This window comes from Olsenella phocaeensis (genome assembly GCF_900120385.1).
GTDB classification, from domain to species: Bacteria; Actinomycetota; Coriobacteriia; order Coriobacteriales; family Atopobiaceae; genus Olsenella_I; species Olsenella_I phocaeensis.
Genome location: NZ_LT635494.1, coordinates 959,916 through 974,842, shown reverse-complemented (window position 1 = coordinate 974,842; position 14,927 = coordinate 959,916). Strand labels below are relative to the sequence as shown.

At 68.1% G+C, this 14,927-nt stretch carries 13 protein-coding genes and 1 pseudogene; 2 read left to right on the top strand and 12 right to left on the bottom strand.

The window, feature by feature from the left end; translation table 11 throughout:
* From BQ7388_RS04590 to BQ7388_RS04555, 8 genes and pseudogenes are all read right to left on the bottom strand, one after another.
* Window positions 1-991, bottom strand: a 991-nt coding sequence (locus BQ7388_RS04590) for an ABC transporter permease (protein WP_234946856.1), incomplete at its 3' end; no start/stop codon positions are given.
* A 2-nt stretch (window positions 992-993) separates the two neighbouring features.
* The gene (locus BQ7388_RS04585; RefSeq protein WP_009277836.1) at window positions 994-1,950 is read right to left on the bottom strand and encodes an ABC transporter permease; all 957 of its coding nucleotides are present in this window, start codon (window positions 1,948-1,950) and stop codon (window positions 994-996) included.
* Between the two features lie 120 nt (window positions 1,951-2,070).
* Complete coding sequence (locus BQ7388_RS04580) at window positions 2,071-3,333, bottom strand: ABC transporter substrate-binding protein (RefSeq protein ID WP_407668493.1); 1,263 nt, start codon at window positions 3,331-3,333, stop codon at window positions 2,071-2,073.
* Window positions 3,334-3,427: 94 nt separating this feature from the next.
* Window positions 3,428-3,931, bottom strand: a pseudogene (locus BQ7388_RS04575) (ATP-binding cassette domain-containing protein); the annotation flags it as partial.
* Between the two features lie 50 nt (window positions 3,932-3,981).
* The gene (locus BQ7388_RS04570; protein WP_456319926.1) at window positions 3,982-4,971 is read right to left on the bottom strand and encodes an ABC transporter substrate-binding protein; all 990 of its coding nucleotides are present in this window, start codon (window positions 4,969-4,971) and stop codon (window positions 3,982-3,984) included.
* A 400-nt stretch (window positions 4,972-5,371) separates the two neighbouring features.
* A complete protein-coding gene (gene uvrC / locus BQ7388_RS04565; protein WP_072499875.1) occupies window positions 5,372-7,429 on the bottom strand; it encodes an excinuclease ABC subunit UvrC in 2,058 nt (685 codons plus the stop codon).
* Window position 7,430: 1 nt separating this feature from the next.
* Window positions 7,431-8,603 carry a DegT/DnrJ/EryC1/StrS family aminotransferase gene (locus tag BQ7388_RS04560; protein ID WP_062529752.1) on the bottom strand — a complete coding sequence of 391 codons (1,173 nt, stop codon included), beginning with the start codon at window positions 8,601-8,603 and terminating at the stop codon, window positions 7,431-7,433.
* Window positions 8,604-8,618: 15 nt separating this feature from the next.
* Entirely contained in the window at window positions 8,619-9,890 is a 1,272-nt protein-coding gene (locus BQ7388_RS04555) for a carboxylate--amine ligase (protein WP_156439370.1), read from the bottom strand.
* A 228-nt stretch (window positions 9,891-10,118) separates the two neighbouring features.
* Here BQ7388_RS04555 and cuyB point away from each other — a divergent pair, with 228 nt between their 5' ends.
* Complete coding sequence (gene cuyB, locus BQ7388_RS04550; RefSeq protein WP_062529748.1) at window positions 10,119-10,847, top strand: cysteate racemase; 729 nt, start codon at window positions 10,119-10,121, stop codon at window positions 10,845-10,847.
* A gap of 112 nt (window positions 10,848-10,959) precedes the next feature.
* Here the strand turns inward: cuyB and BQ7388_RS04545 are convergent, their stop codons facing one another.
* The 4 genes from BQ7388_RS04545 to hisI form a co-directional block, all read right to left on the bottom strand.
* The gene (locus BQ7388_RS04545) at window positions 10,960-11,820 is read right to left on the bottom strand and encodes a hypothetical protein (RefSeq protein ID WP_234946855.1); all 861 of its coding nucleotides are present in this window, start codon (window positions 11,818-11,820) and stop codon (window positions 10,960-10,962) included.
* A gap of 367 nt (window positions 11,821-12,187) precedes the next feature.
* A complete protein-coding gene (locus BQ7388_RS04540; RefSeq protein WP_072499873.1) occupies window positions 12,188-13,522 on the bottom strand; it encodes a C40 family peptidase in 1,335 nt (444 codons plus the stop codon).
* 254 nt (window positions 13,523-13,776) lie between these two features.
* On the bottom strand, window positions 13,777-14,094 hold the full coding sequence (hisE, locus tag BQ7388_RS04535) for a phosphoribosyl-ATP diphosphatase (RefSeq protein WP_009277844.1): 318 nt from the start codon (window positions 14,092-14,094) through the stop codon (window positions 13,777-13,779).
* A gap of 3 nt (window positions 14,095-14,097) precedes the next feature.
* Window positions 14,098-14,544, bottom strand: coding sequence for a phosphoribosyl-AMP cyclohydrolase (gene hisI / locus BQ7388_RS04530; RefSeq protein ID WP_072499872.1), 447 nt, complete (start codon window positions 14,542-14,544; stop codon window positions 14,098-14,100).
* A gap of 127 nt (window positions 14,545-14,671) precedes the next feature.
* Here hisI and BQ7388_RS04525 point away from each other — a divergent pair.
* Window positions 14,672-14,927 (top strand): FAD-dependent oxidoreductase (locus BQ7388_RS04525; RefSeq protein ID WP_129583227.1); only part of this gene is annotated, 256 nt, incomplete at its 3' end.

Genomic DNA, 14,927 nt, shown 5'->3' with positions numbered 1-14,927 from the left:
GCGCGCCGAGCCTGCGACCCAGCGCCTCCGCCTGCTCCTCGTAGGCCTTGACGGGATTGGAGGCCAGGATGTCGTCGGCACGGCGGCTCTCGGAGTTGTCCGCGTCGACGGGGGCGCCGGGGGCGGCGGCCATGGCGTCGGTGAGGCCCTCGGAGAGGATGTTGAGCGCGAGGCAGGTGACCATGATGGCCATGCCCGGGAAGAGCGCCTGCCACCAACGGCCCGCGAGCACGCCACCGCGGGCGTCGGCCAGGATGTTGCCCCAGGTGGGGGTGGGCTCCTGGATGCCGGCCCCTATGAAGGTGAGGGAGGCCTCGAAGATGATGGCGTCGGCCACGAGGGTCACGGTGAATACCATGATCGGCGCGATGCAGTTGCGCAGGACGTGCCTGATCAGGATCCAGGGGGCGCGGGCGCCGGAGACGATGACCGCGCGCACGTAGTCCTCTCCGTACTCGCTCACTATGTTGGCGCGCACGATGCGGGCGATCTGGGGCGTGTACATGAAGCCGATGGAGAAGATGATCGAGCCGATGCTGTTGCCCAGGATGGACACGAACACGGCCGCGAGCGCGATGCCGGGGAAGGACATGATGATGTCCAGGACGCGCATGATCACCTCGGACACCCACTTGCGCGAGACCGCGGCGATGGCGCCGATGACGGAGCCGCAGACCAGCGCCATGAGGGTGGCGCCGAAGCCGATGACCAGCGAGTAGCGGCCGCCGTAGAGCATGCGGCTCAGGATGTCGCGCCCCTTGTCGTCGGTGCCGAAGATGAAGCCGCCGCCGGGAGCCTGGCGCGCGGTGAAGATCTCGACCGGGTCATAGGGCGAGAGGACCGCGGCGAGGATGGCCGAGAGGGCCACCAGGACGAGCAGGACGAGCGAGACCTTGGAGCCGACGCTCATCTTCTTCCAGCCGCCGAGGCGAGCGCCGCCCGCGGCGGCCTGCTCGAGCTTCTCGGCCTGTTCTTTTCTCTGAGTCAGCATGGCTACACCGTCCTGATCCTGGGGTTGATGAGGAGGTAGAGCATGTCGACCACGATGTTGATCACGATGAACGACAGCGCGACGACGATGACGACGCCCTGGACCAGGTTCGTCTCGTTGCCCTGGATGCCCTCGAGGATCGCCATGCCCATGCCGGGCAGGTTGAAGATGGTCTCGATGACCACGGCGCCGCCCATGAGGTAGCCGATCTTGAGGCCCAGCGTGGTGACGGGCGTGATGAGGGCGTTGCGCAGGACGTTGCGACCGATGACGACGGCCTGGGGAAGCCCGGCGCCCTTCGCGGTCTTGACGTAGTCCTTGTCGAGCTCCTCGACCATGGCGGTGCGCACGATGCGGGTCATCTGGCCGGTGAGCGGGAAGGCGAGGGCCACGGCGGGCATGAGCATGCGCGCGGCATAGCCGCCGGGATTGGCGAAGAAGTTGGGCAGCGGGCCCGAGGCGGGCAGCACGTGCATCATCGACGAGAAGAGCAGGATCATGAGGACCGCCAGCCAGAACGAGGGCGTGGCGAGGCCGGCGATGGAGAGCACGCGGATCAGCTGGTCGGGCCATCCGTCGCGGTAGAGCGCGGCGAGCACTCCCAGGAGGAAGGACACGATGGCACCCAGGATCAGGCCGATGAAGGTGAGCTGCATGGTGACAGGCAGGGCCTTGGCCACGCGCTCGCCGACGGAGTAGTTCGAGGCGCCGTAGCTCCCGAGGTCACCGTGGAGGAGCCCTCCCATGTAGCGGAGGTAGCGGGTGGGCAACGGGTCGTCCAGGCCGTGGTCGGCGTGGTACTGGGCCACCGCCTCCGGCGTGGCGCTCTCGCCGAGCGCGTTGTAGGCCGGGTCGACCTTGGAGAACGACATGAGGAAGAACACGAGGATCGTGACGCCGAGGGCCATGATGGGCAGCGCCACCAATCGCCGTCCGATGAGGCGCAGGAGGTTGTTCACGTGGCCTCTCCCCTTTCCGAACGCTGTGCGGTCAGGACGTGGCAGCTCCAAGGAGGTAGGGCCCGGGCAGTACCTGAAGCCCGGGCCCTACCCTCGCGCTGCCTGTTGGGACGGAGCCGACTACTTCGTGGTGGAGACGCCGATCAGCGAGATGCCCGTGGTCCCGATGCCCTTGAAGTCGCTGGAGACCTTGGTGCCGTCGCCGTTGGCGGTGTCACGCCAGGAGCCGGTCGTGGTCTGGACCTGCAGGACGGGATACAGGGGAACGTTCTCGGAGATGAGGTCGAAGCACTGGTTCCAGGTCTTCTGCTGCTCGTCGCCGGTCTGGGAGAGGGCCTGGTCCATCAGCTCGTGGAGCTTCGCGAACTCGGGGGAGTCGTTCCAGACGCAGCGCTTCTGCATCCAGGTGTTGTTGCCGTACCACCAGTTGAGCAGCAGGTCGGGGTCGGCACCGAAGCAGCTGGGGTCACCGGGGGCGAGCAGGAGGTCGTAGGCCTCGCCGCCGTCGATGGCGGCGTAGGTCGCCGCGGAGGTGTCGGTCTGGATCGAGACGTCGAAGCCCAGGGCGTCGAGGTCGTTCTTGATCTGCGTGGACATGGCGACGACCTGGTCGTTGTCGGTGGTGCGCAGGGTGATGGCGCCCGGCGTGATGCCGGCCTCGGCGATGAGGGACTTGGCCTTCTCCTGGTCGTAGGAATAGACCATGGAGGCCTTGTTGTAGTTGGTGAAGGTCTCGGGCAGGTAGCAGGAGGGCGTCGAGGCCATGCCGGCCAGGGCGTTGGAGATCATCTGGTCGTAGTTCAGGGCGTACATGACGGCCTGGCGGACCTTGACGTTGTCCCAGGGGGCCTTCTTGACGTTGAACATCATGAAGCGGGTACCGAAGCCCTGGACGGTGTCGATGGAGAGGCCGGCGCTCTTGAGCTGGTCGATGGAGTCGGCGGGGACGGACTCGCAGATGAGGTCGGTGCCCTCCTGGGCGGCGGTCACGCGGGCGGTGGCGTCCTTCAGGACGTCATAGCGGATCTTCTCGTCCTTGGCGGCGAACTCGCCGTTGTAGTTGGGGTTGGGGACGAGGGTGACGGAGGCGTCGGTGATCTCGTCGTACATCCAGGGGCCGGTGCCGGTGGGCTTCGCGGTCAGGTCCTCGTCGGTCGCGGAGCTGGGGACAACCTTGACGATCGCCAGGCGCTCCTTGAGCAGCGAGAAGTCGGGGAAGGCGGTCTTGACGGTGACGGTGGTGTCATCCTTGGCCTCGATGGAGGCGATGGGGGTGAGCATCGAGACGTAGATGTTGCCCTCGGCGTTGGCGCGCTTGAAGGACGAGACGACGTCCTCCGCCTTGACGTCGGTGCCGTCGGAGAACTTGGCGCCGTCGCGCAGCTTGACCTCGAAGGTGGTGTCATCGACCTTGGTGGGGTCGCCGGCGGCCAGGGCGGCGCGGGTGCTGTAGTCATGGAAGTCGAGCTCGTAGAGNGATGGCGACGCGCTGGCGCTGCCCGCCCGAGAGCTGACCCGGCAGGGCGCGCAGCGCGCTCTTGGGCAGGCCCACGAGCTCCACGAGCTCGTTGATGCGCCTCTCCTGGTCGGCGGACGCCCCCACCTTGTGCACCAGCAGCGGGTCCTGCAGCTGGTCGCGGACGACCATGCGCGGGTTGAGGGCCGTGGCGGGGTCCTGGAAGACGACCGAGACGACGCGGCCTATCTTCTTGCGCAGGTCCGCCGTGCGCTTCGTGACGTCCGTCCCCTGGAAGTAGACGTGGCCGGAGGTCGGCGACTGCAGGCCGCACATGACGTTGGCCGTGGTGGACTTGCCGCAGCCCGACTCGCCCACGATTCCTATGGTCTCGCCCGGCATGAGCTTGATGGTCACGCCCTGGACCGCATGGACCAGGTTGGGGTGGAGGATGGATCCCGTGCGGGTGCGGAAGGTAACGGAGATGTCATCGAGGAAGATGATGGGTTCCTTCTGGTCGGCCACCTACCTCACCTCCTTGAGGGTGTCTAGATAGGGAACGAGCCCGTTCTGCCTCAGGTAGTCGTCGGGCAGCTCCGAGAAGCGGTGGTTGGCGCATCCCGGCAGGCTCTTGATGACGGGNGGTCGTTCTTGATCTGCGTGGACATGGCGACGACCTGGTCGTTGTCGGTGGTGCGCAGGGTGATGGCGCCCGGCGTGATGCCGGCCTCGGCGATGAGGGACTTGGCCTTCTCCTGGTCGTAGGAATAGACCATGGAGGCCTTGTTGTAGTTGGTGAAGGTCTCGGGCAGGTAGCAGGAGGGCGTCGAGGCCATGCCGGCCAGGGCGTTGGAGATCATCTGGTCGTAGTTCAGGGCGTACATGACGGCCTGGCGGACCTTGACGTTGTCCCAGGGGGCCTTCTTGACGTTGAACATCATGAAGCGGGTACCGAAGCCCTGGACGGTGTCGATGGAGAGGCCGGCGCTCTTGAGCTGGTCGATGGAGTCGGCGGGGACGGACTCGCAGATGAGGTCGGTGCCCTCCTGGGCGGCGGTCACGCGGGCGGTGGCGTCCTTCAGGACGTCATAGCGGATCTTCTCGTCCTTGGCGGCGAACTCGCCGTTGTAGTTGGGGTTGGGGACGAGGGTGACGGAGGCGTCGGTGATCTCGTCGTACATCCAGGGGCCGGTGCCGGTGGGCTTCGCGGTCAGGTCCTCGTCGGTCGCGGAGCTGGGGACAACCTTGACGATCGCCAGGCGCTCCTTGAGCAGCGAGAAGTCGGGGAAGGCGGTCTTGACGGTGACGGTGGTGTCATCCTTGGCCTCGATGGAGGCGATGGGGGTGAGCATCGAGACGTAGATGTTGCCCTCGGCGTTGGCGCGCTTGAAGGACGAGACGACGTCCTCCGCCTTGACGTCGGTGCCGTCGGAGAACTTGGCGCCGTCGCGCAGCTTGACCTCGAAGGTGGTGTCATCGACCTTGGTGGGGTCGCCGGCGGCCAGGGCGGCGCGGGTGCTGTAGTCATGGAAGTCGAGCTCGTAGAGGCCCTCGACCACGTTCATGTTGGCACTCAGGGCGAGCGCCGAGGACGTGGTGGACGGGTGGTAGTTCTGGGTCGCGTAGGCGGTGCCCACGGTGAGGGTGCCGCCGGCCGCCTTCTCGCCACCGGCGCTGCTGCCGCCGTTGCTGCCGGAGCCGCCGCCGCAGCCCACGAGCCCCAGGCCCGCGACGGCCGCGACGCCGCTCGAGACGCCGAGGAAGGTGCGACGCGAAAGGTTCTTGCCCATCAGGTCTTTCATGTTCTTGCCTCTCTCCACGCAAACGTGTCCCTTGTTGCGCAGAACGGGGTCGGCGCAACCTCTCGCCCGCTAGCGTATGGCATTTCAGGCATGTTTCGAGATCATCTCCGCCCAGCGGCAAGCGAGGGGCAACGGACGGGGTGGCAGGGGCTTCGGGCGTGGGCTACTCCGACCCGTCCCCTCGCCCCTCTCCGCCGGAAGGCGAACTGGGACCAGGGGCTCCCCCGGCATCCGCCTCCGTCTCGGGCGAGAGGGACGCGCCCTCCCCCTCCCAGGCGTGCACCGTCTGCCAGACCTCCTCGGCCACGGAGCGGGGAAGGCCCTCGACCTCGGCGACCTGGTCGACGCTCGCGGCGCGCAGGCCCTTGAGGGAGCCGAAGCGACGTAGGATGGCCCGCTTGCGCTTGGGCCCCACGCCCTCGACGTCGTCCAGCACCGAGACGGACTGCGCCTTGGTGCGCAGTTCCCGGTGGAAGGTGATGGCGAAGCGGTGGCTCTCGTCCCTCACCTGCTTGATGAGGTAGAGCGAGGGAGAGCCCGAGGGCAGCACCACCGGCGTGTCGTCCCAGGGGACGAAGACCTCCTCGTCCGACTTGGCCAGACCGCAGACCGGGATGTCGAGCCCCAGCTCCTCGAGCTGGTGAATCGCGGCGGAGAGCTGGGGCTTGCCGCCGTCCACCACGAGGAGGTCGGGAGGCGCCGCGGCGAAGCGCTCGTCCCCCATGTTCTTGGGGCTGTAGCGCCTGCCCAGCACCTCCTCCATGCTTGCGAAGTCGTTGGCCTCGTCGAGCTCGGCGCGGATCTTGAAGCGACGGTACTGGCCCTTGTCGGGCCGGCCGTTGGTGAAGACCACCATGGACGCCACGGTGAAGGCCCCGTGCAGGGTCGAGATGTCGAAGCACTCTATGCGCATCGGCGGTCGCTCCAGGGCGAGCGCGCTCTCGAGCTGGAGGAGGGCCTGGTTGGTGCGCTCGTCGGCGTACCCCGTGCGCACCATGTAGCGCATGAGGGCGTGGCGGGCGTTCCTCTCCGCCATCTGGAGGAGGTGGCTCTTCTCTCCTCGCTGGGGGCGGTGCAAGCGGCAGAGCCTCCCGCGCTTCGCGCTGAGCCACTCGCCCAGGAGCTGCGCGTCGGGCAGCTCGCAGGCGAGGTCGACCTCCTGGGGCACGTCGGCGGTCTCGTCGTAGTAGCGCTTGAGGAAGCCGGCGGCGAGCTCCTGCTCGTCCACGTCCATGCCCTTGTTGAGGATGAACTCGCTGGTGCGGATCGTGCGCCCCTCCCGCACGACGAAGACGCAGGCGCAGCTGATCGTCTCCTCGCGGTAGAAGCCGATGAGGTCGAGGCTCACGTCGCTCGAGAACATGACCTCCTGGCGGTCGTCCAGCCCGCCTATGACGTCGAGGCGCCGCTTGATGCGGGAGGCGCGCTCGAACTCGAGCTCGGCCGCCGCATCGCGCATCTGTTCCTCGAGCTCCTCCACCACCTGTCGTCGCCTCCCCGAGAGGAAGCTCTCCACCTGGCTCACGTGACGTGCGTAGTCCACGGTGGTGATGGCGCCGCAGCAGACGCCGGGCCCGCGACCCACGTGGTAGTCGAAGCAGGGGCGGCCGCGCTCGGCCAGGACCATGTTGGCCACGGCCACGTCGTCGGGGTAGCTCTGGAGGTAGCGACGCGCCCTCTTCCACTCCGCGCAGTTGGCGGAGCAGATGGGGAGCACCTTGCGCAGGGTGTCGATGGTCTCGCGGGCGGCCTGGGCGTCGGTGTAGGGACCGAAGTAGCGGGTCCCCTTGCGGTGGCGCTCGCGGGTGTACTTGATGGCCGGGTATACGTCCGACTCGGTGATGGCTATGTAGGGATAGCTCTTGTCGTCCTTGAAGTCGACGTTGAAGTAGGGGTGGTACTGGGCGATGAGGTTGCGCTCCAGCACCAGCGCCTCGTGCTCGGAGCCCACGACCACGTAGTCGAAGCTGCGCACCACCTGCATCATGAGGGGGATCTTCGCGCGGTCGTCCTGGAGGGTCACATACTGGCGCATGCGGGCGCGGAGGTTCTTGGCCTTGCCCACGTAGATGACCTCGCCCCTGCCGTCCTTCCAGAGGTAGCAGCCGGGGTCGGTGGGAACGAGCTCCACCTGCTCGGCGATGCTGGGCCTGCCGCCCTCGGAGCGGTCTGTGGCGAGAGGCTCCCCCTCGCCCGGCCTTTTGCCCCCACACGCGGCCATGCTAGCGGGCCGCCTCTGCCGCGAGGGCCGCGAGCTGGCGTGCCTGCTCGGGCGTGACGTCGCAGGGAAGCGCCACCGGCCCGCGCGAGAGGCGCTCGGTCACGGGGAGCCCCTCCATGCCGCCGTCGAAGCCATATGAAGCAGGGTCCTCGACGCCGGGGAAGAGGAGCGGGCGGTACCAGGGCACGGCATAGTGCCCCGCCGCGCGCACGCTGGCGAGGAGAGCCTCGGAGCGCCCGGAGTCGGCCAGGAAGACGGGGAGGCGCAGCAGCGGCTGGGCGGGACCTGCGCACACGGCGGCGGGCAGGGCAACTCCCGTGTCGGCAAGGGAGCGCACGTACTCCGTCACGGCCTCTCGTCGCAGGGCCTCCTGGGCGTCGAGCCCCTCCAGGGCCTCCAGGGCCCGGGAGGCTATCCACTCGCCAGGCTGGCAGGGCTCGTGCGAGACGTGGCCCCTCTGCTCCTCGGGTGATATCGCGGCGTCGAAGCTTCCTCGGGCCTCCCAGCGCGCGCGAAGGGCGCGGCGGGGACCGGCGGGCAGGTGGTTGAGCACGCGGATGCGGCTGCGATAGCCCTTGGCGGCCTCCTCGAGCACGGGGTCGATGGGGGGAAGCGAGCCCAGAGCCCCCACCAGGGCGGCCCTGAGCCCGGAGTCCGCCATCCGGGGGCTCACGTACACCGCCCCGCCGAAGTGGGTGGGGAGCATCTTCTCCACCCCGAAGGAGTGGACGGAGACGTCGGCGAGCGGTCGTCCCTCGCCGTCGCGCGCGAGCCTCCCCACGCAGTGGGCGCAGTCCTCGACGAGAAGCGCCCCCGCCGCGTCCGCGGCCTCCCTCAGGGCGAGGTCGCCCGCTGGCTCGAAGATCCCGAAGCTGTGCTGAAGGACCACGGCCCGCGAGCTCGGGCCGAGTCCGAGCCGGGAGGCGTCGAGCGCCAGGCTCGACGCCGAGACGTCCGCGTAGCGCGGGGCGAGCCCGGCCTCGACGATGGGGTCGACGGCGGTGCAGCAGGTCAGGAGCTGCGTCACGACCTCGCCCGCGCCCCGCAGCCGTGCGAGCTCGCAGAAGGCCACGAGCATGCCGTGCCGCGCCCGGTAGGTGAGGAACCAGTCGTCCTCGGAGGTGCCGCTGCGCCGCGCGAGCGCGCGCCTCAGCTCGAGCGACGAGTCCGCCATGTGTGCCCCTCTCGCCTAGTCCTCGAGCTCTCTATGCCCGAAGTGCCTCTTGAAGTCCAGATAGTAATGCGCCCAGAGCTTAGCCATGTTCCAGAGCCTCCGGGGGCTGTCGTCGTGCGCCCCGAAGAGCGTGGTGCCCACCCTGCCCTGGCGCATGAGCTCGAGCGCGCGGTCGCGGCCCGGCCCCTTCGCGGCGTAGCGGCACACGATGGAGCGGGGCACGCCCACCCAGAGGAACTCGTTGGTGGCGTGGACCGCGGGCCCGCGCCTGCCCTCGACGACGTCCGCCACCACGTGCTCGGCGAGGTTGTAGCCGGCCAGCGTGGTGAAGAAGCTGCTCCTCCCCTGGCGGGGGTTGAAGTCAAGGAGCTTGCAGCTGCCGTCGCGCTCGTCGTACTTCATGTCGATGTTGAAGTAGCCGAAGTAGTCGATGTGGCCCATCAGCCGCTCGACGGAGGCATAGATGTCCTCGTCCGCGTACGAGACGATGGCCGCATAGTTGCCGATGCGCATGGGAGCGCAGTCCTCGAGCACGGGATGCCCCAGCGAGAGGAGCGAGATCGAGCCGTCCTGGCGCACGTAGCCGTTCATGACGCGCATGTTGCCGTCGTCGCCGGGGATGAAGTCCTGGATCACGAGCTGCCCCTCGTAGCCCGAGGCGAAGGCTCGACGGATCGTCTTGGCCAGCATCTTGTCGTCGTCCAGGACGAAGGCCTTCTTCTGGCCCTGGAAGGGGTGGTTGCGCCAGGACGCGGCGTCGGTGGGCTTGAGCGCCACGGGGAAGCCGAAGGGCAGCTCGGGGAGCCGTCCCTCGTCCTCGGGGCCGATGGTCACCGTGCGGGGGTAGGGCACGCCCGCGCGCTCGCAGAGGGCGTAGAAGCGGGCCTTGTCGTTGAGCTCGTCGAGGACGCCCGGACCGGAGCAGATGCAGCGGTAGCTGGGGTCCAGCTCGGCCTTGTGGTTGGAGAGGAGCAGCGAGTAGTCGTCGCCGCAGGGTATGACCAGGGGGACCTTGCCCGCGAAGTCCGCCGCGTCGGCGTTGAGGAGCTCGACGAAGCGCGCGGGGTCGAGGATGTTGGCGTCGCAGCGCTGCTCGATAAACTTGGAGTCGCGTGTGGGGGTGAGGGGGAAGCTGCCGTAGCAGACGCTGGCCACGCCGTAGCGCTCCCAGAAGGCGCGCGCCATGCCGTAGGACCCGATCTCGGTTCCCAGGAGGATGGGCACGAAGGAAGCAGCGCCCCTCTCCCCCATTGCTGACCTGCCACCCTCCACAGCCTGCTCCGCCATCGCGCGCACCCGTCTCTCGTGCTTGTGCCTCGGCCCTGCCCAGGCGGCGCCATGCCACCCGCCTGCCGGCCGCCCGACCCTGCCCGCCCGCGTGGCGCGGGCCTCCGCATATTGTAGGCAGGCTGCGAAGGGGGCAGGGACAGTGCACCGTAGGAACAGAACTCCCTCCCACTCGCCTACAATCGTCCGGATGGGCGAGAGGCGCGTGCGCACCGGGGAGGAGCCTTCGTGAACAAGCCAATCCTGGGAATCATCGGTGGGGTGGGGCCCCTGGCCACCGCCTACTTCATGGAGGCCATCATCAAGAAGACCCCTGCGGCGAGCGACCAGGACAACATCCCCATGATCGTCTTCAACGACCCGCAGATACCCGACCGCACCGCCTACATCCTGGACCACTCGAACCCGAACCCCCAGCCTGAGATGTGCAAGGTCGCCCGCTGGCTCGAGGACGCAGGCGCCGACTACCTGGCCATTGCCTGCAACACGGCGCACTACTTCTATGACGCGATCAGCGACGCGGTGGACGTCCCCGTCCTCAACATCATGGAGGAGACCGCCAAGCGCATGGCACTCGACGTGGGTCGTGGCGGCAGGGTGGGCCTCATGGCGACCGACGGGACGGTCCAGTCCGGCGTCTTCCAGGGCTACCTCGCAGAGCGCGGGCTCGTCGGCGTGGTGCCCAGGGCCCAGACGCAGCGCAGGATCATGTCGCTGATCTACGACGGGGTCAAGGCAAACGCGCCCTACGACCCGGGCGAGCTCTGCGCCATTGCCGAGGAGCTGCGCCAGGAGGGCTGCGACGCCGTCGTGGTGGGCTGCACCGAGCTCTCTGTCATCTACCAGGACCTGGCAGAGCGCCCCACCTGGCTCTACGACTCCCTCGACGTGCTGGCGCAGCGCTGCGTCGACCTCTACCTCTGGGCGCGCGAGCGAGGCGGCGACATCGGCATGTAGGGGCGGCGAGAGACCCGCTCCCGCCGCCCCGCCTGGCCATCCGCCCCGCAGCGACGTCCCGACCACGGACGGAGGCCTCTCCCGCCCGCCCCTAGGGCAGGCGGCTGACGCCCTAGCCCTTCGCGCCGTAGCTGTAGCTGAAGTCGTAGGTGCGCAGGACGTTGTAGTCCTCGTCCATGAGCTCGATCTTGCCGCTGATGTCCTTGAGGGAGGCGAGCTCGTGGCCAACCTCGGCGCCATCATAGAAGACCTTGCAGTCGACGTAGGTCCCCGGCTTTGTCAGCTCGAAGAGGCCGATGGGCTCGCGCATCTCCCCGTTGATGGAGAAGCTCTCGGACTGCGACCAGATCCTGAGGCTCTTGTCTGAGTTGTTCTTGAAGTTGACCACGAAGCCGGGGTCGCCCGTAAAGTCGACGAAGACCTCGGTCATGCGGATGGTGGCGAGCTCGTCGTCTGCGATGAGGTAGTCCACGGCCTCGCTTGCCTTGTCGTCCGTGCTTCCGCCGCCCTTCGGCATGTCCTCCTTGACGAGGTCGCCCTTCTCGAACACCATCTTGGTGCCGTCCTCGTCGCCCACGAGCTTGCCGTCCTTGAGCTCGAGGCTGCTCGCCGCAGTCTCGCTGTCGTTGATGAGCACGGTCGTGTCGTCCTTGAGGCTCCACTTGAGGTCCTCGACGTCTCCGGCGAGGTCCATCGTCCCCGTGCCGTCCTCGACGAGCGTGATGCGGAAGTAGATCCCCAACCCGGTCATGTCCTCGAGCGTGAGGTCACCCAGGTCCTTGTCGCTGACCGAGACGGCGGTCCAGGTGCCCAGGAAGTCCGCCTTGGGGTCCTTGGAGGGCGCCACCGTCCCCATGCCCTTCGATGCGCCACAGCCCACGAGGGCGACGAGCGCGACGAGAACGACGAGGACACCCAGCCTCCTTGCCAGGGACGTGCGGATTGACGCGGCGTTCATCTTCCAACCTCCCATCCGTCGGGAACCCCATACCTGCGGGTCGACAGCGCGATGGGTGGGCCCATGGGGGCACGAGTCCCACGGTCGCCTAGGAGCTGGCGCCGCCTGCGCTTGCGGTGTCGGCCTCTGGGCCGATTATCCCATGGACGGTGGCCCCCCGGACTGGCCCCCGCGGCGGGTCGTGCGGCCGGGCGGTTCCGCGAGCCAAGCGGGACGTGGTAGCTCAAGACGGCCAGAAGATGGTGCTGGCCCAGCCGCAGGCGACACGGAGGCAGGCCGTCGCACCATGGCCAGCCACCCGGAAGAAGAAGGGGAGGCCCCGCCGAAGCGAAGCCTCCCCGTGCCGATCCGTTTGCCCGTGACGGCCGTCGCTGCCCGCAGGCTAGACGATCGGGCCGCCGCCCACGAAGCTGCCGGCGAAGTAGTAGACGCTCGTGACCTCGACACCGCCGTAGTTGGAGTGGATCATCTGCCCGTTGCCGATGCAGAGGCCCACGTGGGTCGTGGAGCCGGTGCCCCCGCCCCAGAACATGAGGTCCCCCGCCTTGAGGTTGGCCTGGTTGGTGGTGAAGCCGCCCCTCTGGAGCACCCAGCCGATCATCGAGTTGTTGTAGCCGTTTGACATGCGCTGGCCGCGGGGGATGCTGTAGCCGGCCTGCCGGTAGGCCCACCACACGAGGCCGGAGCAGTCGAACTCCTGGTTGGCGATGGCATTGCCCGCCCAGGAATAGCTCACGCCCAGCTGCGAGCGCGCCGCGGCGATGACGGCCGAGATGCCCGAGCCGTACGACTCGTCAGGCTGGGAGGCGGAGCCGCCGCCGGAGTTCGAGTTGGAGTTCGAGTTGGAGTTCGAGTTGGAGTTGGACCCGCCGCCGCCGGAGTTCGAGTTGGAGTTGGACCCGCCGTTGCCGGAGTTCGACCCGGTATCGGAGCTGGCGTTGGAGCTGGAGCCGTTATCGGAAGACCCGCCCTGGCCAGACTGGTTGTCGGACTGGGCCTGGCCACCGGACTGGGTGCCGGTGCCGGCGTCACTCTCGCCCTGCTGCGCGGCACGCGCGGCGGCCTTCTCGGCAGCGGCCTTCTCCGCGGCCTCGCGCTCTGCGGCGAGCTGGCGCTGGACCTCCTCGGAGAGCCCGTTCACGTACTCCTGCTGCTGCGACTGGAGGCTCTGGATCTGGCTGAAGCTCTGCTCGGACTGGCTGAGCAGCTCCTCCTGCTGGCTCTCCTCCTCCTGGAGGCGGTCCTTCTGCCCTTGCAGCTCGCCCTGGATGGTCCTCACCGCGTTGATGGCGTCGGTCTGGCTGGCCGAGACCTTGTTGGCGTAGTACACGCGCGAGACGAGGTCCTGGAAGTCGTTGGAGCCGAGCACGAACGAGAGGAAGTCGACGCCGCTCTTGTAGTTGGCCGCCATGGTCTGCGAGAGGGTGCCGCGCGCGACGCCGAGCTCCTGCTCCTTCGCGTCGATCTGCGACTGGGTCTCGCTCATTGCCGCGCGGGTGTCCTCCAACGAGGCCTGGGCGTCCTCGAGCTGCGAGAATGCCGTGGCGCACTGGCCCTGGAGCTCGTCCAGACGTGCGCGGGCGGAGTCGAGCTCGGTCTGGGTCTGGGCGGCGGTGTCCGCCGCGAAGGCGTGGGTCGGGACTGCGGAGAGTGCCAGGGTGAGGGAGAGGCTCAGGGCGACCCCCGACCTGACGACAGCGCGTGTCTTTTCCGTCATCTGTTTCCTCGCAATACTGTCTCTGGTGCGTTGGACGTGCGTTGAGAGCAGCAGTCGCGACCAGTCTATCCCCTTGCGGGAACGGGAGCCACGCCCTGCTGCCGGACGCGAGAAGCGCGCCCGCGACCGGAGGGTCCGGTCGCCATGGTTATCGGGTTAGGTTAACGCAACTCGCACGACGTCAGTTCGTGGTCGCGACCGACTACAAAGAGTCAACATCCAGCCAAAGTAAGGTGGGGGACGCGAAGCCGGCGCTAGCGCTTGCGGGCCTCGAGCTCGCCCGCGAGCTCGCCCAGCCCCACGCCATAGCGCTCGAGCGTGACCAGCAGGTGGTAGACAAGGTCGCCTGCCTCGTAGCGGATGTGGTCGTGGTCGTCGTCCTTGCAGGCCATGATCACCTCGCTGGCCTCCTCGGCGAGCTTCTTCAGCAGCTCGTCTTCCTGGCCGGTGAGCAACCGCGCCGTGTAGGACTCCTCGGGGTCGCTCTCCCAACGGCCGTGGAGCGTGCGGGCAAGCGACTCCAGGGTCTGGCCGATGTCCGCTGCCCGGACGTTCGCGGTTCTCTCGCCCATTGCTCAGTCCTCCCCGTCGGACGGATAGGAATCGCCCGCATCGTGCCTGCCGTCGTCGCCCTCCCACGCGGACGCGCCCATCGGGGCAATGGCGCGGAAGAAGCAGCTCCGGTGGCCGGTGTGGCAGGCCGGGCCAGGGGAGTCGACCTCAAGGAGCAGGGCGTCCGCGTCGCAGTCGACCAGGACGCGACGGACCTTCTGGACGTTTCCGCTGGTGGCTCCCTTGTTCCAGAGCTCCTGGCGAGACCTGCTCCAGAAGCAGCTGGTGCCCGTCCCCAGCGTGAGCTCCAGGGACTCTCTGCTCATCCAGGCGAGCATGAGGAGCTCCCCGCTGCCCGCCTGCTGCACCACGGCCGGCACGAGGCCGCGCTCGTCGAAGGCGATGTCGAGCTCGTCCAGGTTGCGGAGCTCGACCCTCTCGCCCGCATAGGTCTGCGATTCCTCGTCCATCGTCCCTCCCTGGCGTCATGTCGCTCCTGCACGGCGGCGGCACGTCCCGGTGCCGACGCCCGACTGGGTCACTCTATTACACTTGCAGCCGACGGGAGCAAGGGGTAACGCAGTGGAAAGGAGCCCCATGAGGATCGAGGCCGAGGCAAGCTGCGACGTGCTGGTCGTGGGTGGGGGCATCGCGGGGACCCAGGCCGCGGTCGCCGCAGCGAAGGAGGGGGCCCGCGTGACCCTGGCCTGCGCCGGACCGACCTTCTCTGGCTCGAGCTTTGCCGGGAGCACCTGGGGCGTGGGCCTCGTGGGGCCGGACGGCGCGGATGACGTGGACGACCTGGCCCGCGCCATCCGCGAGCTGGGCCAGGGCATGGCGGACCCGGTGCTCG